Below are 20,252 nucleotides of genomic sequence, written 5' to 3'. Positions count from 1 at the left end.
TTGCAGTCGCGCCTGAATGGTCGATGTAACGCCGTTACAGGCGTCACTGTAATAGCGTCACAGGCCGCACGGACGGGATTGGAGGGGACGATGGCCGAAACGAATCCGGCGACCACCGGGTCGCCGCGCTCACGCGTCACCGCCGACCTCGTCCTCGAGACGGCGGCGCGCCTGATCGACCGCGAGGGTGTCGAAGCCTTCACCATGCGCAGGCTCGCGGAGGAATTGGACGTGGCCGTCACGTCCATCTACTGGCACGTCGGCGGCCGCGACGCACTCTTCGACGCACTCGTCGACCAGCTGCTGGACCAGATGGCCGCACTCCCCACCGAAGCTGGCGACCCGGTCGATCGCATTGCCGCCCTTGCCCGTTCACAACGCCGGATGCTCATCGAGAAGCAGCACGTCCTCAGCATCGCCCACGAACGCGACCGGACGCCGCGGCTGTTCCTGCCGATCCAGCGCGAACTCGCGGCACAGCTGGCCGAACTCGGCGTCACCGGCACACGCGCGGCGCTGGTCCTGCGCGCGGTGCAGGTGCACGTGATCTCGTCGGCGGTGATCCGGTTCTCGGCGGTGCGGGGCGACACGCACGACGAGGAGGACCCGTCGCTGTGGGACCAGACCTGGCCCGACCGGGCGCTCGTCGAGGCGCTGCAGTCCCCGACCGACTACGACGCGGTCTTCGAGTACGGCCTCGCCGCGCTGCTGGCGCCGCTGCGCGACGGGCTCGACTGAGCGCGCGGTCGAGCCGACCGTATGGTCGCAGTAGCGAGACGGTCCGTCTCGCAGGCTCGAGGAGGGCGACTGGATGCCGATCGGACTCACCCCGGAGCAACGCGATCTCGAGGGTGCCATCGCCCGCTTCGCCGACCGGCACGCCGGCGTGGGCGAGACCCGCGCGACGTTGGACGCGATCGCCGACGGCCACCTCCCGGCCTGGTGGGATGAACTGGTGGCACTCGGCTTTCACGCCGTGCACCTGCCCGACTCGGTCGGCGGGCAGGGCGGTGAGCTGATCGACGCGGCCTGCGTCGTCGAAGCCGCAGCGACCGCGTTGTTGCCCGGGCCGCTGCTGCCGACCGTGATCACCGGCGCCGTCGCGGGCGTGGCGGGAGATGACCCCGCCGCCGTGGCGCTAGCCGCCCGACTGGCCGAGGGCGTCACCGCGGCCACGATCCTCCCGGGGCACGGCGACCTGAGGGCCACGGCCGGCGACGACGGGTGGCTCGTCACCGGCGCGTCGCGCGACGTCCTCGGCGCCCGTGCCGCCGGCGTCGTGCTGGCAGCCGCGGAGACGGACACGGGCGGGACGGCGTGGTTCGTCGTCGACCCGCGCGACGACGCGGTGACGGTCGAGGCCCGGGGCGGAACCGACCTCACCGTCGACGTCGGGACGGTCTACCTCGACGAGTTGCGCGTACCGAATGCGTTGATGGTCAACGGCATCGACGACGTCGCGGCGTGGGACGTCGCCGCCGCGCTGTCGGCGTGCGCTGCCGCGGGCACCCTGCGCTGGTGCGTGGACGCCGTGACGAGCCACCTGCGCACCCGCGAACAGTTCGGCAAGCCCATCGGCACGTTCCAGGCCCTCCAGCACGAAGCGGCGATGCTGCTGGTGAACACCGAACTCGCGACCGCCGCCGCCTGGGATGCGATTCGCGCGACGGACGAACCGCCCGAGCAGCGGAGCATGGCGGCGGCCGGGGCCGCGATCATGGCGCTCGCCCCGGCGCCCGACCTCCTGCTGGACGCGCTCACCATGTTCGGCGCCATCGGGTTCACCTGGGAGCACGACCTGCACCTGTACTGGCGGCGCGCCATCAGCCTGGCCGCGTCCATCGGCCCGACGACGCGGTGGTCGCGACGGCTCGGCGAACTCGGGTGCACCCACGTGCGGGACACGTCGCTGAAACTCGGCGACGCCGAGGCGGGCTTCCGCGCCGAGGTCGCCGAGGTGCTCGACCGCGCGCTCGAACTGCGCAACGACGTGCCAAGTCCGCTGGGCGACTACCCGGACCTCGCGACGGGCCCACAGCGTTCCCTACTCGCCGACGCCGGGTTGCTGGCGCCGCACTGGCCACCGCCGTGGGGCGTGGGAGCGACCCCGGCGCGGCAGTTGATCATCGAGGACGAGTTCGCGAAGCGGCCCGCACTCGTCCGTCCGTCCCTCAACATCGCCGAGTGGATCCTCCCGACGTTGTTGACCGCTGGTTCGGAAGACGTTCAGCGGGAACTCATCCCGCCCTCGCAGCGCGGCGACCTACGGTGGTGTCAGCTGTTCAGCGAGCCCGGTGCGGGTTCGGACCTCGCGGCGCTGAGCACCCGCGCGGTCAAGGTGGACGGCGGCTGGCGGATCAACGGCCACAAGATCTGGACGTCGTCGGCGCAGCACGCGCACTACGGTGCGCTACTGGCCCGGACCGATCCCGTTGCGGCCAAGCACAGGGGCATCGGGTACTTCGTCGTCGACATGCGCGCCGATGGCATCGAGGTACAGCCCATCAAGACCGCCGACGGCGAACCACACTTCAACGAGGTCTTCCTCACCGACGTCTTCGTCCCCGACCGGATGCTGCTCGGCGGACCCGCGGACGGGTGGGGTCTCGCCATCAGCACCATGGCGTCCGAACGGGTCGCGATCGGCGGTTACGTGAACATCGACCGGGCCGTCGCCCTGCGACACCTCGTACGGCAGCCAGGGCCGGACCGCGACGCCGGGCTGTGCGCACTGGGCGAACTGGACGCGTACACCAACGCCATCAAGGCGCTGGGCGTGCGCGAGACGCTGCGCCTCATCGACGGCGACGCCGCGGGACCGGCCTCGAGCATCGCCAAGGTGGCGACGGCCGTCATGCTGCGGCGCACGTTCAAGGCCACGCTGGAGTTGGCCGGCCCGCTCGCCATGGTGGAAAAGACGGATCCCGCGGTCGTCGCGCCCTATCTGCGGCTCCCCGCCGAACTCATCGGCGGTGGCACGAAGCAGATTCAGCTGAACATCATCGCGCAGATGATCATGGGCCTGCCGCGCAAGTGACGCGGTCGGGCGGCCAGCGGCGCCGAGAGTGACTCTGGCGACGATCTGCGGGGCGGATCCGTCGCGAGTTTCACACTCGGCGGCGAGCTCGGCGGCCGCGATGGCGCTGCGGCCAGGGCGGCCTAGCTTCCGGGCCACTCCCCCGTCGCCCGCTCGAACATCCGGGCGCCCTGCCGGTCGATCACGGTCTTGACCACCGAGTAGATGGCGCCCTGGATCGCCGCGGCGATCAGGATCTCGCGCAGCGGATACTCCGTCTCGAGCGGGCCCGGCGGATCCGCCTTGGGTCCGGGCGCCGCCTGCTTCCACACCTGCTTGAAGATCGCGCCGGCCAGCAGGCCGCCCACGATCGATCCGGCCAGGCCGAACGGCCGGTACAGGACCTTCGCCGAGGTGCTACTGGACTTCTTGGGCATCGGAACCCCTTCTCCATTGCGCGCTCACGGGACCGAGCGACGCGGCTTCCGTCGGCGAGGTGCCCCGAGAAGCCGCCCACCAAACACCGCCGGACGAACGATCGGTGGGCGTCAGCGCCTGGGCGAGGACGTCGTGCAGCGCCGAGGTCCCGGCGCGACCTGGAGAGTCACGCGTTCCTTTGCCGCACGAATCGGGCGTCGTGGCCCCACAATGATCGGGCGGTGCTCACGTCGGTCGCCGTACTTCGCGATGGGGGCTTCATGCTGACTTTCCTGGCAGCGACGGTCCTCGTCGTCGTGGTGACGGCCGCTGTCGTCGTGAAGCTGTGGGCGCGGCGTCACGTACCCGATTCCGGGTGGTTCATCGACAGCACCCGCGCCGCAGGTGCTCTCACGGTGATCGGCACGATGTTCTCGGTGCTGCTCGCGTTCACCATCTTCTACGCGCTGCAGAACTATCAGCGCGCACGCGACGGCGGCAGCATGGAGGCCATCTCCGTCACCGAGTTGCACAACGTCGCCGACGTCCTCGAGGGCCACGCCGGGACCCGCCTGCACGGTGACCTCATCTGCTACTCGCGCGCCGTCGTCCACGACGAGTGGCCTGCCATGGCGCGCGGCGAGTCGTCCACCGTGGTGCAGGGCTGGGTCGACACGATGGTGGCGGACTTCGAGGGCCTGAACCCGACCAGTGCGAAGCAGGAGGCGGCGTATAGCCAGTGGTTCGACCAGCAGGCGCAACGCCGCGACGGCCGCCGCGCCCGCGCCGCCGAGGCCGCACCGTCGGTACCGATGCCGCTGTGGGTCGTCCTCGGCATCGGCGCCACGGCCATCCTCTCCTACATGTGCGTGCAGGCCGATCGCCGCGAGGGCCCGATCGTCCAGGCGGTCCCCATCGCGTTCGTGTCGGCTCTGGTCACGTCGGCCCTGCTGGTGGTGGCCTTCCTCGACAGTCCCTACGACGACTGGTCGGGCAGCATCCAGCCGGAGCAGATGCGGGTGACACTGCACCTCATCGACGACGGCCACGACGCGCCGTGCGACGCGAACGGCACGCCGACGTAACGCCCGTCGGACTGCACGCAGCATCCGAAGCCGTTGCGCCACCCGCGATGTGGAGAGCACGGCCGTTACATTCCGCTATTCGCCCGAATGCTTTGGCAAGCCTTGGTTTCCTGGAACTTCCGCGGCCGGCTGATTACCGTGCACGTCATGTCCGTGACGTCGCACCCCGCCGAACCGCATGCCGGTTCGGTGGCGTCGAAGCTCAACTGGCTGCGCGCGGGCGTCCTCGGAGCCAATGACGGCATCGTGTCGACCGCGGGCATCGTGGTCGGAGTCGCCGCGGCGTCGGCCTCGACCGGGCCGATCCTGATGGCAGGCATCGCAGGACTGGTCGCCGGGGCCGTCTCGATGGCGTTGGGCGAGTACGTGTCCGTCAGCACCCAGCGCGACACCGAGCGCGCCCTCCTCGTCAAGGAGGAAGCGGAACTCGAGCTGTATCCCGCAGCCGAACTCGACGAACTCGCGGCGCTGTACGAGGCGAAGGGACTGTCGGCGGCGACCGCTCGGACCGTGGCGGAGGAACTCACCGACCACGATGCCTTCGCCGCCCACGTCGACGTCGAACTCGGGATCGACCCCGCCGAACTAACCAACCCGTGGCAGGCGGCGCTGTCGTCCGCGCTGTCGTTCACCGTCGGCGCGACGCTTCCCCTGGTGGCGATCCTGCTGCCCTCCCACGGCCTGCGCGTCCCGGTGACGATTGCCGCGGTGCTGCTCGCGCTCGCGGTCACGGGCGCCGTGTCGGCGACCCTGGGCAACGCTCCGAGGGGACGGGCGATCGCCCGCAACGTGATGGGCGGTGCGCTCGCCCTCACCGTCACCTACGTCGTCGGACACCTGGTCGGTGCCACCGTCGGTTGACGTGACCCGACGATGCCGGTGTCAGGCGGTCACCAGGGTGTCGGCCGCGCCGGCCATGTGGTCGATGACCGCCTCTGCGGCCTTGGCGGTGTCACCCGACTCGATCGCGTCGACGATGTCGTGATGCCGCTTGGCGTTCATGTTCTTGATGGCGCGATCGACGCCGGCGAACATGATCGACATCCGGATGCTGCCCTCCAGCGACGTCCACTGGTGCAGCAGAGTCAGATTGCCGGTGAGTTGGCACATCGTGCGATGGAACCGGAGGTCGGCCTCGATCCGGTCCTCGAGGTTCGACGCCGCCCACCGGTCCATGTCGTCCACGGCGCTGCGCAGGGTGGCGACGGCCTCCGTGCGGTCCGGACGCGCCGCCAGCTCGCGGGCGGCGAGCGACTCCAGCGCTGCCCGGACGTGGAAGACGTCGCGGATCTCCTTGGTGTCGAGGTGGCGCACCGACAGCCGACCACGGGCCCCGGCCGAGATCAGCCCCTCCTGCTGAAGCTGCCGCATGGCCTCCCGCAGCGTGCCGCGGCTGATCTGAAGCGCCTCGGACAGTTCGGTTTCCACCAGGTGCGTGCTGGGCGGGATCTGACCCGACGTGATCGCCTTCCGCAGTGCGGTCAGCGCCTGCTCACGCAGACTGGTCTTCTCCAGCCGCAACAGCGACGTCGGTTCGACCGACATGTGGTGCCCCTTCGACTGTCAACACTTGCTTGTCAACAGCCAACCTTACAGTCGACCGAGGACGGTAGCGACGATCTGCGGCGTCGACAGGCCGTACCGCTCGTGCAACGTCGGCAACGCCCCGGCGGCCAGGAACTCGTCGGGCAGTCCGATCGGCGTGATCTGCTTGGCGATCCCTCGACGCACCGCCGCCGACGCCACCGTCTCGAACAGACCGCCGACCACGGTGTGGTTCTCGCACGTCAGCACGAGACGGTCTGAATCCACCTGCGCCATTACTGTTTCGGCGTCGAAGGGCTTGATGGTCGGCGTGTGCACGACGGCGACGTCGACGTTGTGTGCGCTGAGCTCGTCGGCCGCCTGCAACGCGCGCATGGTCATCAGACCGGACGAGATCAGCACCACGTCCGCCCCGTCGCGAAGCACCTTGGCCTTGCCGAGTTCGAAGGTGTAGTCGTACTCGTCGAGCACCGTCGGCACGTTGCCGCGCAGCAGCCGCAGGTAGGTCGGCCCGGGGTGCTCCGCGAGCTGAGGTACCGCCTGCTCGATGTCCACCGAGTCGCACGGGTCGACGATCGTCAGGTTGGGCATGCCCCGGAAGATCGCCATGTCCTCGGTCGCCTGGTGCGACGGCCCGTAACCGGTGGTCAGGCCCGGCAGGCCGCCGACGACGTTCACGTTGAGATTCGGCTCGGCGATGTCGAGGCAGATGAAGTCGTACGCGCGGCGCGCCGCGAACACCGAATACGTCGACGCGAACGGCACCAGCCCGGTCTCGGCCATCCCCGCCGCGGCGCCGAAGAGCAGCTGTTCGGCCATGCCCATCTGGAAGAACCGGTCGGGGAATTCGCGGGCGAAGATGTGCATGTCGGTGTACTTGCCGAGGTCGGCCGTCAGCCCGACGATGCGTTCGTCGGCCTGCGCCGCCTTCACCAGGGCGTGCCCGAATGGTGCGGGCGTCGTCTTCTGACCGGGATCGGCGAACGATGCGATCATCGCCGACGTCTTGAGCGGGACGACGGATGTCATACGAGTACTCCTTCGTGGCCTGCGGTGAGCTGGTCGCGGCAGATCTGCCATTCGTCGGCGTCGATGCGCATGAAGTGGGCCTTCTCCCGGTTCTCGAGCAGCGGTACGCCGCGACCGACCCGGGTGTCGCACAGGATGACCGACGGCGCACCGACGGGTTCCGAGGTCACCTCGTCGAACGCGGCGAGCAGTGCGCCGACGTCGTTGCCGTCGACGCGTTGGGTGTGCCATCCGCAGGCGGCCCACTTGTCGGCGACCGGCTCCGTGCGCAGCACTCCGGCGGTGGGCCCGTCGGCCTGCAGCGCGTTGATGTCGACCATGGCGATCAGGCGTCCCAGCTGATGATGGGACGCGCCCATGGCCGCCTCCCACGTGGAACCCTCGTCGAGTTCCCCGTCGGACAGGAAGTTGATGACGCGGGCGTCGGATCCCTGATGGCGGAGTCCGAGCGCCATGCCGACGGCGACGGTCAGGCCGTGGCCCAGCGATCCGCCCGAGATCTCCATTCCCGGTGTGTAACTCGCCATCCCGGACATCGGCAACCGCGACCCGTCGGAACCGTAGCTGTCGAGTTCGGCGGCGTCGATGATGCCGGCTTCGGCGAGCGCCGAATACAGTGCGATCGCGTAGTGGCCCGTCGAGAGCAGGAACCGGTCCCGTCCGGTCCAGTGCGGATCGTCGGCGCGGTAGCGCAGTTGATCCGCGTAGACCGCGGCGAGCATGTCGGCGGCGCCGAGGGCCTGCCCGATGTACCCCTGGCCTTGCGCCTCACCCATGTTCAGGGCGTGGTGGCGCATGCGGTAGGCGGCGTCGGCGACCTGCTGGGTGCGCGTAGTCGACGGCGTGGCGTTCGTCCCGGGCATCAGGCGGCCACCTCTTGGGTCGACGGGGTCTTCTCGGTGGCCTGGTCGGCCAGCAGTCGTTCCCGCGGACCCCACGTCTCGCGGGTCAGGATCGCGGCCACGAGGCCGATCGCCATGTATCCGCTGAACAGCAGGGCCGGGCCCCACCAGCCGTAGGCCTCGTACAGCAGCGTGGTGATGAAGGGGGTGAATCCCGAAGCGATGGCGGAGATCTGGTAGGCCAGGGAGGCGCCGGACGAGCGGGTGTTCGCGTTGAACAGTTCGGGGAACCAGCCACCCTGGGAGCCGGCGAGCGCGTTCTGGAAGACGCCGTAGGCGATGACGAACGTCGCGAGGATGAGGATGAACATGCCGGTGTTCACCGCGACGAACATCGCTATGCCGAACGGGATCCCGAGCGCACACACCCACAGGTACAGGGGGCGGCGGCCGATCCGGTCGGTCAGCCTGGCCCAGCCGAAGGTGGCGAAGATGCCGATCGCGGCCGCGACGCAGAGGGCGCCGATGGTCTGGGACCTGGTCGCGAGTTCGGCGTTCTTCAGATAGGACAGCATGTACGTGATGGACACCGCGTAGCCGGCGGTCTCCGCGATGCGAAGGCCGATGCCGCGCAGGATGTTCCGCCAGTCGGTCTTCACGACCTCGACGATCGGCGACTTGATGATCTCGCCCGAGGCCTTGACGTCCTCGAACACCGGCGACTCCGGCACCTTGGCCCGGATGATGAGCCCGACGATGACGAGGACGGCGCTCGCGAGGAACGGCACCCGCCACGCCCAGTCGCCGCCGAGGTGGATGCTGAAGAAGAAGACCAGGTTCGCGATGAGCAGGCCGACCGGGAAGCCGGCCTGGACGATGCCGGTGTAGCGGCCCTTCTTCTTCCACGGGGCGTGCTCGTAGCTCATCAGGATGGCGCCACCCCACTCGGCGCCGAAGGCCAGGCCCTGGATGATGCGCACGGTCACCAGCAGTATCGGTGCCAGCACGCCGACGGTGGCATACGTCGGGAGAAGGCCGATGGCGAACGTGGCCAGGCCCATGAGGATCAGCGACGCCACCAGAACCGGCTTGCGGCCGACCTTGTCGCCGAGGTGTCCTCCGATGATGCCGCCGAGGGGCCGGGCGACGAAGCCAACGCCCAGGGTCGCGAACGACAGCAGGGTGCCCGCCAGCGGGCTGGAGTTCGGGAAGAACGCGGTGCCGAAGTACAGCGCTGCGGCGGTCCCGAATCCGATGAAGTCGTATGTCTCGATGACGGCCCCGACACCGGAGCCCACTGCTACCCGCTTGGCGTCCTTGGTGCCGTGCACCGGACCCCTCATCGACAGAGCGTCGTCGCTCATGATGGTCATCCCTTCGCGCTGAGCTGTCTGGATTCGATCACTGTCGACCGTCAACAGTGCGTTGCATCACCTAGTGTGACCACGCCCACACCGCGTTGTCAACAGTCGACACAAGTTGACCGTCATCGGTTGACTGTCAACAGTGCACCGGCCTAAGGTGGGCTGCATCACACACCGCCCGAGGAGATCGCTGATGCCGCACTACGACAGCCGACTGGGTTGCTCGACGATCAGCTTTCGGCATCTGGCCCTCTCCGAGGCCCTCCGCACCATCGGCGACCTGGGGTTCACCGAGATCGACCTCGGCGCCCTGCCCGGTGTCTGCGACCACGTGCCCTACGTCCTCGACGACGACGCAGTCGCCGCCGTGTCGGCCACCGTCCGCGCCTCCGGCCTGGCGGTGCGCTCGATCAACGCCGACGTGGGCGACCTGAACCGGCCGCTGGAGGAGTCAGAGCGCGACGCACGCCGGACGCATCTCGACGCGCTGATCGCGCTCGCCGTGGCAGTGGGATCGCCGGCGGTGGTCCTGCCCTGCGGCGCACTGGACCACGAACCGCTCTCGACGCTGGACGCCGACCTCGACCTCGTGGCCGCCGAACTGGCCGCCGCTGCCGCCGTCGCGGCCGAATCCGGTATCGAGATCTGGACGGAGTCGCTGCACTTCCATCGACTCTCCTGGAACCTCGACCGCGCTCGAGGGCTGTCCCTGCGCCTCACCGACACCCCCGTCCGCCAGGTCATGGACTTCAGCCACGTCGTCGCGTCCGGCGGCGATCCCGCCGAGTTCGTCGACCAGCTCGGCCCGCACATCGCCCACGTCCACATCCGGGACGCCGTGCCGGGCAACATCAACCTCTCCGTCGGCAACGGCCACGTGGACTTCGCCCATGGCCTCAAGACGCTCCGTCACGCCGACTACGCCGGGCACTTCTCCCTCGAACTCGAGACCCGCGACGTCACCGACGACCAACGACCCGCCGCGACGGCACGCGCCGCCCGGCTCATCTCACACCTGATCTGACGACACGAAGGAGCACGACCATGTCCACCACCACCCAGCGCACCGCCGTCATCACCGGAGCCACCTCCGATCGCGGCATCGGCATGACCCTGGCGCAGCGATATGCGCGCGAGGGCTGGGCCGTCGTCATCCTCGACCTCGACGGCGAGGCGTCCGCCAAGGTCGCCTCCGACATCGGCAACCAGTACGCCGTGCCCGCCTTCGGTCACGCAGTCGACGTCACCTCGGAGGAGTCGGTGACCACCGCACAGTCCGCCGTCGCCGCCGAGGTCGCGTCGGGCAATCTGCCGCCGGTCGGCGCATTGGCCAACATCGCCGGAATCACCTCCCCCGTACCGTTTCTCGAGACCACCCTCGACCTGTGGAACAAGGTGATGGCCGTCAACGCCACCGGCACCTACCTCGTCACCAAGGCGTTCCTGCCGGACATGATCGACAACGGCTGGGGGCGCATCGTCAACATGTCGTCGGTGTCCGCGCAACGCGGAGGCGGCGTGTTCGGCAAGGTGCCCTACTCGTCGGCGAAGGCCGCCATCCTCGGTTTCACCAAGGCACTGGCCCGCGAGATCGCCGACACGGGCGTCACCGTCAACGCCGTCACGCCCGGCGCGGTCGACACCAACATCCGCGTCGGGGCCACCGATGAGTCCGAGGCCGCCCTGGCCGCGGGCATCCCCGTCGGACGCACCGCCACCACCGAGGAGGTGGCAGCCGTCATGACCTTCCTCTCCAGCGAGGACGCCAGCTACCTGACCGGCACCACCGTGGACATCAACGGCGGCAGCCACATGCACTGAGGCGCCGCCTCGTCACTGCTCGTCCGCCCCCTCGGCGACGGCCTCCGAGTGCGCGCGCCTGGCCTCCGACTCGTCGTCGTCCGCGGCGGCCCGATGCCTGTCGGCCGCGGCGCGGTGCGCCACCAGGTCGCCGACACCGTCGTCGGCGGCCTGATCGTGTACCAGGGCAGCGTCACGATGCGTCGATGCGGCTTGTTCGTGGCCCACGGCCGCTTGGTCGTGGGCCCGCGCGGCGCGAGTCCTGGACGACTGTGCGTGTTCCCGCGCGCGCTGCACGTCCTGCTCGGTGACCGTCTCGCCGGCGGCGAGTTCGGCATTGCGCGTCTGCAGTTCCAGGGCACGGCGGCCCGCGTCGGCGTTCGCGTCAGTGGGCACGGTTCACTCGACCGTGGTGTCGACGACGCGCGCCGCGATGCGGGACAGCTTCTCGTTGCCGTCCTGCGACAGCTTCCGCAGCATCTCGAACGCGCTGACGGCGTCGATCTTGAACCGTTCCATGATGATTCCCTTGGCCTGGCCGATCAGGTCACGGCCGGCCAGCGCGGACTGGAATTGCGTCTCCCGCTCGCCGGCGATGATCGCCATGGCCGCCTGGGTCGCCAACATGGCACCGATCGACTCCGAATTGTCGTCGAAGGTGTGGGTGTCCCGGCCGAAGAGGTTGAGCGCGCCCGCGCCGTTGTCGTGGGTGTACAGCTGATAGGACAGCATGCTGTTGATGCCGTGCCCGACCGCGCCCTTGGCGAACCGCGGCCACCGGTCGTCGCCGGAGAGATCGGCGCACCGCACGATCGAGTCCCCCGCGGCGGCGTCCAGACACGGGCCCTCGCCGAACTGCTTCTGCAGCTGATCCAACTCGGCGAGCACGGGCACCGTGGGATTCAACGACTGGAAGTCGTCGCCGGTGATGATCAGGATGTCCGCGAAGTCGATGCCGTCGATGAGGTCGACCGCCGCCGCGGTCACGGCCGCCAGCGTGGCGTCGAGGTCCGGCTGACCGACGAGCGAGTCCGCCACGTCGTGCATCGCGGCTCGCATCGCAGCATCGTGTTGTTCTCGGGTTGCCATGACGTCTACTTCCCTCTGCCACAGTTGGGAGGGTTTTCGTACGGGCAGTACCTCAGTATGCCCCTTCTGGCAGGCCTGCGGGATGCGGCGACTCGATCACTCGACGCCGCGGTCGGGTGCGCCCATGTCCCCCGTCCCCGGTATGCCGTCGGCCAGGCCGTACCGCAGATGGACCACGCCCTTCGGGCTGACGGCCGGCGGTTCGAGGAGCGCGACGTTGGTCGGTACCGCGCCGCCGTCGAAGACCTTCTTGCCCGAGCCCAGCACGATCGGGTGCAGCCACAGGTGAAGACGGTCGAAGAGCCTCTCGCGCAGCAGGGTCTGCACGAAGTTCAGGCTCCCGACGACCTTCACCTGCTGGTGGCGGTCGCGAAGGTCTCGGACCTCGCGAGCGAGATCCGCACCCAGCAGCGTGGACCCCGCCCAGGTGAGTTCCGGCCGTGAGCGCGACGCCACGTACTTCGGAATTCCGTTGAAGAGCGTCGCGATCGCGTCGTCGTCGCCGCCCTCCTGGTGGGGCCAGTAGGCGGCGAAGATGTCGTAGGTCCGTCGGCCGAGCAGCAGCGCGTCGGTGCCCTCGTACGACGCGCCGATCTGGGCACCGGCGACGTCGTCGACCAGGGGCGCCTGCCAGCCACCGAACGCGAATCCGTCCGGGTCCTCGTCCGGCCCACCGGGGGCCTGCGCGACGAGGTCGAGCGTCGCGAACATCTCGATGTCGATGAATCCCATGCCGTACTCCTCGTGTCGTCTGTCGATGGGTGGACCGGCGGGCACCCACGAACTCATCGCGGGCTGTGGGTCGGCTTACGGCTAGCTGGTAGTGGGGAGTGACGCCAGCGTCGATGTTCGGGCAGGCCGTTCACGGGACTCTTGGTGCAGCCGATTGAGCCCCTCGAAAGGAACCATCATGACGAACACCGCTTCTTCGCCCACCAGGACGCGTTCGCGGATGCTCCGCCCGCTTGCCGCAGCCGCACTCTCCGCGGCGGCGCTGATGGGACCGCAGGCCATGGGGCTCGCCTCCGCCGCGCCCGACGCGACGGCAGTCCCCGGCGCGGCCTGCTCCGACGTCGAGGTCGTGTTCGCCCGCGGTACCTTCGAGGCACCGGGCGTGGGGCTCACGGGTCAGGCGTTCGTCGACGCGCTCACCTCGCGGCTCGGAGGCAAGTCGGTCGACGTCTACGGCGTCAACTACCCCGCGTCCCTGGACTTCGGGGACGCCATCGACGGCGTCGCCGACGCCTCGAACCAGATTCAGGCGACCGCCGCCAGCTGCCCGAACACCAAGATCGTCCTCGGTGGCTACTCACAGGGTGCGGCGGTGGCCGCGTTCACCACCTCCGACAGCGTTCCCGCCGGTGTGACCCTGCCCGCCGGCCTCACCGGGCCGATGCCGCCCGAGATCGCCAACCACGTGGCGGCGGTCGTGCTGTTCGGAACGCCGGACCCGTGGTTCCTCAACCTCGTCGACCACAGCGCACCCCCCATCGCGATCGGCAACGCCTACACCGCCAAGACCCTGCAGCTGTGCAATCCCGGCGACCCGGTCTGCTACCCCGGCGGCCTCAACCGCGCCGCACACAGCGCGTACAAGGACAACGGTGCGACCGATCAGGCGGCCGACTTCGCCGCCAACGCACTGTTGTCGGCACCGTCTGCCGCAGCACCCGTCTGATCGTCTCGGACCTCGAGGAGTTCGGCCTCGACCGCCCGGAGCCTGGGTAGGCTCGCGCCATGGCGGACGAGATCGGGCCGGACGACCCCACGCGGTCGGCCGGCGTGGTCGAGACCCGCTCCCTGCGGGCTTGGGGGTTGGACCGCTCCGATGACGCCGCCGTCGACCCGGACGTCGCCCGGCGCCGACGATTGAGCCCGCGCACGATCGTCGTGGCCGCGGTGGCGTCGAGCCTGCTGGTGGTCGTCGTCGCGGCGGTGGTCGGGTACCGCAGCCTCACCGGATCCGGCGCCGAAGGGACACAGACGTCGCCGACTCCTCCGCAGGCAGCCGCGCCCTCGGTGTCGGTGTTCGACGGGACGTACCGCGTCTTCCACGACTGGAAGAACACGACGTTCTCCGACGGTGACGGTGGCTCCGCGGGCAAGGTGCAGTGGAAGTTCGACGAGGTGGCGCCCGACTACTGGTACGCGTTCTCCTCGACCTGCACCAAGACCGAGTGCATCGCGACCGGTACCCCGCTCGACGATCGACGCGTGCCACTCGAGAACGGCAACCCGGTGGTGATGCGACTCGTCGGGGACGCGTGGAACGACATGGCGGCGTCGCGCTGGCAAGAGGAGTGCACCGACCCGAGTACCGGTGCGGTCATCGGGCGGGCGTGGAACAGCCAGCGCCTCAGTTTCCAACCCCGGGACGACGGCACCTTCGTCGGCACACTGACGACGCGGGTGGATTCCGACGAGTGCGGCGACGAGGGCACGACCGCGCGCACGCCCCTCGTCGCGACCCGAATGAGTTCCGGGAGTTGAGGACTCACGAAATCCGGGTGCACGGTGAACTCCGCCGCTACCTCGTCATCCGCCCACCCGGCTCGACGGTCGGCCACCTGCCGGTGATCATCGATCTCCACGGCAGTGGGAGCAGCGCCGAGGAACACGCGGGCGTCACCGCGGCATCGTCCTGGGCGATGGCCGGCGCCGTCGTCGTGCTGCCTCAGGCCAGCATTCCGTTTCAGTTGATCGACGGTCGCCCAGAGGGTTTCGCCTGGAACGTCCCCGGGAGTCCCCTGCCCGGCGAATCGAGCGCTCGCCGAGGCCCCGACGACGTGGCGTTCATCGATGCGATCGTCAGTGACCTGATCGATCACCACGGGGCCGACCCGACCCGCCTGCACCTGCGCGGCTACTCCGGCGGTGCACGGTTGGCAGCGCACGTCATTGCCGCAGCGACGGGGCGATTCGCGTCGGCGTGCTTCGTCGCAGGTGTTCGCTTCGTCGAACCGCACGCCGGTCCGCTGCCACGCATTCTCGCGATTCACGGGCTGGCGGACACGGTCAACTCGTTCGGTGGCGGCACCGACACCCGATGGTCCGAGTCGGTGCCGTCGGCGGTCCGCCGCTGGGCCCTCGCGGCGGGGTGTCCCGATGCGAGCACGACGAGCAACACCGATCACGTCGTCGACTCCACGTACGTCGACGCGCTCGACAACCCCGCCGTCCGCCTCCTGGCGGTGAAGGGAGCCGAACACTCGTGGCCGGGAACCTCCGACCAGGATCACATCGCGGCATTCGGGGTCGCCACCGACTTCGACGCGTCGGGTGCGCATTTCGCCTTCGTCCGCGACGTCGAGGCAGACGCGGCGAGCGCGGTCCCGAACGACCGGCACTAGCCCTACAGTTCGCGTCCTCGACCAGATCCGCCTCCCCCACACCGGGAAGCATGCCGCTACTCCTCAGACGGACGGCCAGCGGCTACGACTCGGAGAAGTGAGGCGACGCCGCGTCCGGTCGGTACGGTCACGGAGATGGCCACACCGCGTCGCACGATGCCCCCGGACCTGCCGGCGTGGCTGTACGTCGCCGCGACTCCACTGCTGTGGCCGGCCATCTTCCTGGGAAGTCGCTCGCTGACACGTGGTGGTGGGGACTCGTGCGATCGCGTATACGCCGACGACTGGTCGTCCCGCGATGCCGAATTCCGCACGGCGCAGCTGGTTTCTCAGTGGGGCGGCGGCGTGATGATCGTGCTCGGCGTTGCGGTGCTCGTGTCACTCGTGGCGCGGCGGCACCGCCTCGGCCCGCGTCGGTGGGTGTCGTGCGCGGTGGTGACCGCCCTGGCGACGGCCGGCTACGGCATGCTCATCGCGACGTCCGGCTTCACCACCGACTGCTTCTAGGGCCCCCACGGATCCTTGCCGGCGACCGCGTCACCGCCGGTCGTGAAGTCGAGGATCTCGTCGGCGGCCGGGTCGAAGCGGGGCCATTTCGGCAACTCGGGCCCGTTCGGGTCGCCGGTACGGGCGAAGTTGACGACGTAGGCGCTGGCCGTTCGCCCGACCTCCTCGTCGCTCGCCGTCGTGCCGTCGCCGTAGCGGATCCGCTCGGTGTTCAGGAAGAACGGGATGTCGGTGGCGTGCAGGGCGCCGTCCTCCGGATCGACCGATCCCGGAACGTAGGAGAAGCGGTAGGAGTAAACCGGGACGCCCTGCCGCGCGAGGACGGTGGCGACGTCGCGGGCTCCCGCGATCATGAAGCCGTCCCGACCGCCGAGGTCGTCTTTGGTCGCGCCGATCATCACGGGCACCCGGGTGAAGGCTCCCGCCCGGTAGGCGGCGCGCTGGTCGACGATGACGGTCCCGTCGACGAACGGGCTGGCGAAGTCCCGCGGCGATTCGTCGAAGAGGCGTTCCATGCTGAGGTCCCCGCGGATCCGTTCTGCGCTCACGTCTCGAAGCTTCGTCAGCGCCTCCGGATCCTGCGACGAAATGCCCTGCGTCTCCGCGAAGTTCAGTCCCAGCCGCTCCGCGTCGCCGATGGTCGTCGGCTCCAGCTGGGTGCCGTCGCCACCGGACATGATGATCGCCCGCTGCATCAACCCCTGCGCGAGCGGTGACGTCAGCAGCATGTTGATCGACATGCCGCCCGCGCTCTCCCCCATGACGGTGACGTCGTTCGGGTCGCCTCCGAAGGCGGCGATGTTCCGCTTGACCCATTCGAGTCCGGCGATCTGGTCCATGATCCCGTAGTTGCCGAGCCGTCCGCCATCGGCGTCTTCCTTCGTCAACTGCGGGTGCGCGAAGGTCCCGAAGCGTCCCAGCCGGTAGTTGAAGCTTGCGACCACCACGCCCTGGCGGGCCAGCTCGGCACCGGTGTAGGTGGGCGGCGAGGACCCGCCGTTGACGAAGCCGCCGCCGTAGATCCAGACGACGACCGGCCGTGGTCGGGCCGTGTCGCCGGCCGGCCGCCAGACGTTGAGGTAGAGGCAGTCCTCGGACGGTTCGGTCCCGGGCGGCGCGGCATCGCTGGGCGCCGGCCGCTGCATGCAGTCGTTGCCGTAGTCGCGGGCATCCCGCGTTCCCTCCCATCGCGCCGCCGGTTGTGGTGCACGCCACCGGAGGTCGCCGACCGGAGCGGCTGCGAACGGGATGCCCTTCCAGCTCTCGACGCCGTCGTCGACGCTGCCGCTCAGCGCCCCGGTCTCCACGTCGACGACGGGCCCTGACTCGGCAGGGGTCGAGGGCACCAGCAGCGCCGCCGCGATCAGTGCGGCTCCAGCAAGTCCCCCGAGTGCCACCCAAGTCTTCCGCACGTCTGTCGACGCCCCTTCCCACCGCAGAGTGTCCCGTCATGGCGATGGTAGGTGGCCGACATCGCGCCGGCGGGATCGATCCGGCTCAGGACCGTCGCGGTCCCATCAGGTCCACGGCCACCCGCTCGGACAGTTCCGCGACGCTGATGCCGAACGTGTCGCGCACCCGCACGCCGTCTTCGTCGATGTCGAAGGTCGCGTATTCGGTGTACACCCGGGTCACGCACCGCAGACCGGTCAGCGGGTAGGTGCACTCCGGCACGAGCTTGGCGGTCCCGCCCTTGGTGAACAGGCTCATCATCACGAACACGCGCTTGGCGCCGATGGCCAGGTCCATGGCCCCGCCCACGGCGGGGATCGCGTCGGCTTCCCCGGTGTGCCAGTTCGCGAGATCGCCGTACCGGCTGACCTGAAACGCACCGAGGACGCAGACGTCGAGGTGCCCGCCGCGCATCATCGCGAACGAGTCGGCGTGGTGAAAGTAGGATGCTCCGGGGGTTTCGGTGACCGGAATCTTGCCGGCGTTGGTCAGGTCCGGGTCGATCTGGTCGCCCACCGCCGCGCCACCCATGCCGAGCATCCCGTTCTCGGTATGCAGGACCACCCCGGCGGCCGGGTCGAGGTGATCGGCGACGGTGGTCGGCTGCCCGATGCCGAGGTTGACGTAGGACCCCGCCGGGATGTCGCGGGCGATGGTGGCGGCGATCTCGCGCTTGTCGAGGGTGCCGCGGTCGAGGTGCTCGATCGTCGCGGATGCGGAGACGTCGCTCACGGGGCCACCTTCTCGGAGTCGGACAGGTCGAGCACGCGGTCGACGAAGATGCCGGGGGTGACGACGGTCTCGGGGTCGATCTCCCCCGTGTCCACCACTCTGGACACCTCCACGATGGTCAGGGCGGCGGCGGTCGCCATCACCGGCCCGAAGTTGCGTGCGGTCTTGCGGTACAGCAGGTTTCCCGCACGGTCGGCGACGTGGGCGCCGATCAGGGCGACGTCGCCGCGGATCGGGTACTCCAAGACGTACTGCCTGCCGTCGATGGTTCGGGTCTCCTTGCCCTCGGCCAATGGGGTGCCGACGGCGGTCGGGCAGAAGAACGCACCGATCCCCGCGCCGGCCGCGCGCATCCGCTCGGCGAGGTTGCCCTGCGGGACCACCTCGAGGTCGACCTGCCCCGATCGGTACAGGCGGTCGAAGACGTAGGAATCCGCTTGCCGCGGAAAGGAACAGACGACCTTGGCGACCCGGCCTGCGGCCAGTAGCGCGGCCAGGCCGGTGTCGCCGTTGCCGGCGTTGTTGCTCACGATCGTCAGGTTCGACGCACCCTGGTCGATCAGGGCGTCCATCAGCGTGGTCGGCATCCCCGCCATGCCGAACCCACCAACCAGGACGGTGGCACCGTCCACGATGCCGGCGACGGCCTCGGAGGCATCGGAGTAGACGACGGTGCGCATCACCCCACCGTAGATCGACGATTGTTCATTGTGAAATACACGGATCGATGCGATTGAGATGTTGTAGGTTCCAATGGTGGAACTACGCCATCTTCGCTACTTCCGCGCGGTCGCCGAGGAGTTGCACTTCGGTCGGGCCGCCGAGCGGTTGCACATCGCGCAACCGCCACTGTCACAACAGATCCGCCAGCTGGAACGTGAACTCGACGTGAGCCTGCTGACCAGGAGTACCCGCCGGGTCGAGCTGACCGCCGCCGGGGATGCGTACCTGGCACGGGCCATCGCCATTCTCGACGCCGTCGACGATGCCGGGCATCAGGCGCGGCGCATCGGTACCGGTGTCGAAGGACACCTGACCATCGGGTGCGTGGGATCGGCGACGTACTCCGTGTTACCTCGCCTGGTGCGGGCGCTGCGCGACGAGATGCCTCGTGTCGAGGTCGACATCCGCGGCGAGATGCTCGCCCCGGCCCAGCTCGACGCCGTTCGTGCGGGCGACGTGGACCTCGCCCTCCTCCGGCCACCGGTCGACGATGCCGCCATCCGGTGGGAGACGTTGCGACGGGACCGGTTGATCGTCGCGCTTCCGGCCGAACATGCATTGGCGCGCCGGGCAACCTTGGACATCGCCGATCTTCGCGGCGAGGACATGGTCGGCCATGCGGGACATGGGCGCTCGGTCATGGGCGGATTGCTCTACGCCATCTGTGCCGACGCCGGCTTCGCGCCACGAATCCGACACGAGGCGTCGGAGACCTCCACGTTGGTCACCTTGGTGGCGGCCGGTCTCGGCCTCGCCGTGGTCCCCGCGCCGACCGCCGAACTCGACGTCGCCGGAGTCACCTACCGCCCACTCGAGCCGGCATCGCTCGGCATCGACCTCGTCGTCGCACGTCTGGCGGACGGTGCGTCTCCGGTGGTCGAGCGGGCGCTGGCCGTGGTGCGCCGCGTGGTCCGGGGGAACGTCGACGGGGCCTCGCCGCCGTCGAATGCATAGACCGGTCGAGGGACGGTGGCCGAGCAGGATGGCTGAAGACCGCCCGTCCCCGTCGTCAGCAGGGCTCGCCAGGAGGGGTGTAGTAGGGAGTGCCCTGCACCGTGTAGCAGGGCACCTCATTGGGAACGTAGGGAGTGTCCTGTGAGGCGATGGCCACGGCCGCGGCGTCGCCTGCCACGTTGGTACAGCCACCGACCGAGACGTGGCGCCCGCCTGCGGCAGCGCAGACGTCAGCCGCAGCCACGGGAGCGGACACCGCTGGTGCCACCGCCATTCCCGACGCGATCAGCACTACTGCAGCCAATGTCTTCATGCACCACTCCTTCGTCGAGCGTACGAGGTTGTCG

23 protein-coding genes are annotated in these 20,252 nt (G+C 69.3%); 11 read left to right on the top strand and 12 right to left on the bottom strand.

All coding sequences use genetic code 11. The annotated features are described in order from the left end of the window. The first annotated feature begins 90 nt into the window (after positions 1–90). Both G6N64_RS15190 and G6N64_RS15185 read left to right on the top strand, forming a co-directional pair. The gene (locus G6N64_RS15190) at positions 91–738 is read left to right on the top strand and encodes a TetR/AcrR family transcriptional regulator (protein ID WP_163797807.1); all 648 of its coding nucleotides are present in this window, start codon (positions 91–93) and stop codon (positions 736–738) included. A 73-nt stretch (positions 739–811) separates the two neighbouring features. Then, the gene (locus G6N64_RS15185; protein WP_163797806.1) at positions 812–3,037 is read left to right on the top strand and encodes an acyl-CoA dehydrogenase family protein; all 2,226 of its coding nucleotides are present in this window, start codon (positions 812–814) and stop codon (positions 3,035–3,037) included. Positions 3,038–3,159: 122 nt separating this feature from the next. Here G6N64_RS15185 and G6N64_RS15180 read toward each other — a convergent pair whose 3' ends face one another. Further along, positions 3,160–3,453 (bottom strand): DUF4235 domain-containing protein, encoded by a 294-nt coding sequence (locus tag G6N64_RS15180; protein ID WP_163797805.1) that lies wholly within the window; start codon positions 3,451–3,453, stop codon positions 3,160–3,162. Positions 3,454–3,714: 261 nt separating this feature from the next. On the opposite strand from G6N64_RS15180, the gene G6N64_RS15175 reads away from it, so the two are divergent. Together G6N64_RS15175 and G6N64_RS15170 are read left to right on the top strand one after the other, a co-directional pair. After that, a complete protein-coding gene (locus tag G6N64_RS15175; protein WP_163797804.1) occupies positions 3,715–4,518 on the top strand; it encodes a bestrophin-like domain in 804 nt (267 codons plus the stop codon). Positions 4,519–4,665: 147 nt separating this feature from the next. Beyond that, a complete protein-coding gene (locus tag G6N64_RS15170; RefSeq protein WP_163797803.1) occupies positions 4,666–5,379 on the top strand; it encodes a VIT1/CCC1 transporter family protein in 714 nt (237 codons plus the stop codon). 21 nt (positions 5,380–5,400) lie between these two features. On the opposite strand, the gene G6N64_RS15165 is transcribed toward G6N64_RS15170, so the two are convergent. From G6N64_RS15165 to G6N64_RS15150, 4 genes are read right to left on the bottom strand one after another with little or no spacing between them, the layout of a single operon-like run. Further along, on the bottom strand, positions 5,401–6,063 hold the full coding sequence (locus G6N64_RS15165) for a GntR family transcriptional regulator (protein WP_163797802.1): 663 nt from the start codon (positions 6,061–6,063) through the stop codon (positions 5,401–5,403). Between the two features lie 45 nt (positions 6,064–6,108). Continuing rightward, positions 6,109–7,092, bottom strand: a complete 984-nt coding sequence (locus G6N64_RS15160; protein WP_163797801.1) for a transketolase family protein — start codon at positions 7,090–7,092, stop codon at positions 6,109–6,111. Next, positions 7,089–7,955: a transketolase gene (locus tag G6N64_RS15155; RefSeq protein WP_163797800.1), complete on the bottom strand. Its 867-nt coding sequence runs from the start codon at positions 7,953–7,955 to the stop codon at positions 7,089–7,091. The genes G6N64_RS15160 and G6N64_RS15155 overlap by 4 nt, the downstream gene beginning before the upstream one ends. Continuing rightward, positions 7,955–9,298, bottom strand: coding sequence for an MFS transporter (locus G6N64_RS15150; RefSeq protein ID WP_163797799.1), 1,344 nt, complete (start codon positions 9,296–9,298; stop codon positions 7,955–7,957). Before G6N64_RS15150 ends, G6N64_RS15155 begins: the two co-directional genes overlap by 1 nt. Before the next feature lie 193 nt (positions 9,299–9,491). On the opposite strand from G6N64_RS15150, the gene G6N64_RS15145 reads away from it, so the two are divergent. Then, positions 9,492–10,322: a sugar phosphate isomerase/epimerase family protein gene (locus G6N64_RS15145; protein WP_163797798.1), complete on the top strand. Its 831-nt coding sequence runs from the start codon at positions 9,492–9,494 to the stop codon at positions 10,320–10,322. 20 nt (positions 10,323–10,342) lie between these two features. Further along, positions 10,343–11,119 (top strand): SDR family NAD(P)-dependent oxidoreductase, encoded by a 777-nt coding sequence (locus G6N64_RS15140; protein WP_163797797.1) that lies wholly within the window; start codon positions 10,343–10,345, stop codon positions 11,117–11,119. Between the two features lie 12 nt (positions 11,120–11,131). Here the strand turns inward: G6N64_RS15140 and G6N64_RS15135 are convergent, their stop codons facing one another. From G6N64_RS15135 to G6N64_RS15125, 3 genes are all read right to left on the bottom strand, one after another. Then, on the bottom strand, positions 11,132–11,494 hold the full coding sequence (locus G6N64_RS15135) for a hypothetical protein (RefSeq protein WP_163797796.1): 363 nt from the start codon (positions 11,492–11,494) through the stop codon (positions 11,132–11,134). 3 nt (positions 11,495–11,497) lie between these two features. Continuing rightward, a complete protein-coding gene (locus tag G6N64_RS15130) occupies positions 11,498–12,157 on the bottom strand; it encodes a GAF and ANTAR domain-containing protein (RefSeq protein WP_246230660.1) in 660 nt (219 codons plus the stop codon). Between the two features lie 126 nt (positions 12,158–12,283). Continuing rightward, entirely contained in the window at positions 12,284–12,919 is a 636-nt protein-coding gene (locus G6N64_RS15125) for a dihydrofolate reductase family protein (RefSeq protein WP_163797795.1), read from the bottom strand. Between the two features lie 178 nt (positions 12,920–13,097). On the opposite strand from G6N64_RS15125, the gene G6N64_RS15120 reads away from it, so the two are divergent. The 4 genes from G6N64_RS15120 (at position 13,098) to G6N64_RS15105 (ending at position 16,044) form a co-directional block, all read left to right on the top strand. Next, a complete protein-coding gene (locus G6N64_RS15120; RefSeq protein ID WP_409370808.1) occupies positions 13,098–13,865 on the top strand; it encodes a cutinase family protein in 768 nt (255 codons plus the stop codon). A 59-nt stretch (positions 13,866–13,924) separates the two neighbouring features. After that, entirely contained in the window at positions 13,925–14,677 is a 753-nt protein-coding gene (locus G6N64_RS15115) for an Rv2253/PknI dimerization domain-containing protein (protein WP_163797794.1), read from the top strand. Continuing rightward, positions 14,674–15,537 (top strand): CE1 family esterase, encoded by an 864-nt coding sequence (locus tag G6N64_RS15110; RefSeq protein WP_163797793.1) that lies wholly within the window; start codon positions 14,674–14,676, stop codon positions 15,535–15,537. The genes G6N64_RS15115 and G6N64_RS15110 overlap by 4 nt, the downstream gene beginning before the upstream one ends. Before the next feature lie 135 nt (positions 15,538–15,672). After that, positions 15,673–16,044 carry a hypothetical protein gene (locus tag G6N64_RS15105; RefSeq protein WP_163797792.1) on the top strand — a complete coding sequence of 124 codons (372 nt, stop codon included), beginning with the start codon at positions 15,673–15,675 and terminating at the stop codon, positions 16,042–16,044. Here the strand turns inward: G6N64_RS15105 and G6N64_RS15100 are convergent. The 3 genes from G6N64_RS15100 to G6N64_RS15090 all read right to left on the bottom strand — a co-directional run bounded on the left by G6N64_RS15100 (position 16,041) and on the right by G6N64_RS15090 (position 18,911). Then, positions 16,041–17,441: a carboxylesterase/lipase family protein gene (locus G6N64_RS15100; protein ID WP_197748272.1), complete on the bottom strand. Its 1,401-nt coding sequence runs from the start codon at positions 17,439–17,441 to the stop codon at positions 16,041–16,043. The two genes, G6N64_RS15105 and G6N64_RS15100, sit on opposite strands and share 4 nt — an antisense overlap. A gap of 100 nt (positions 17,442–17,541) precedes the next feature. Then, complete coding sequence (locus G6N64_RS15095) at positions 17,542–18,228, bottom strand: 3-oxoacid CoA-transferase subunit B (RefSeq protein ID WP_163797790.1); 687 nt, start codon at positions 18,226–18,228, stop codon at positions 17,542–17,544. Further along, a complete protein-coding gene (locus tag G6N64_RS15090) occupies positions 18,225–18,911 on the bottom strand; it encodes a 3-oxoacid CoA-transferase subunit A (RefSeq protein WP_163797789.1) in 687 nt (228 codons plus the stop codon). Before G6N64_RS15090 ends, G6N64_RS15095 begins: the two co-directional genes overlap by 4 nt. Positions 18,912–18,984: 73 nt before the next feature. Between G6N64_RS15090 and G6N64_RS15085 the strand changes: the two genes are divergently transcribed. After that, positions 18,985–19,905: a LysR substrate-binding domain-containing protein gene (locus G6N64_RS15085; RefSeq protein WP_163797788.1), complete on the top strand. Its 921-nt coding sequence runs from the start codon at positions 18,985–18,987 to the stop codon at positions 19,903–19,905. Between the two features lie 55 nt (positions 19,906–19,960). Here the strand turns inward: G6N64_RS15085 and G6N64_RS15080 are convergent, their stop codons facing one another. Further along, positions 19,961–20,218 carry a hypothetical protein gene (locus G6N64_RS15080; protein WP_163797787.1) on the bottom strand — a complete coding sequence of 86 codons (258 nt, stop codon included), beginning with the start codon at positions 20,216–20,218 and terminating at the stop codon, positions 19,961–19,963. Between the last annotated feature and the right edge of the window lie 34 nt (positions 20,219–20,252).

Origin of the sequence: Mycolicibacterium sediminis, assembly GCF_010731735.1 — a bacterium.
Taxonomy (GTDB): domain Bacteria; phylum Actinomycetota; class Actinomycetes; order Mycobacteriales; family Mycobacteriaceae; genus Mycobacterium; species Mycobacterium sediminis.
This window is presented reverse-complemented; position numbering and strand designations above follow the sequence as displayed.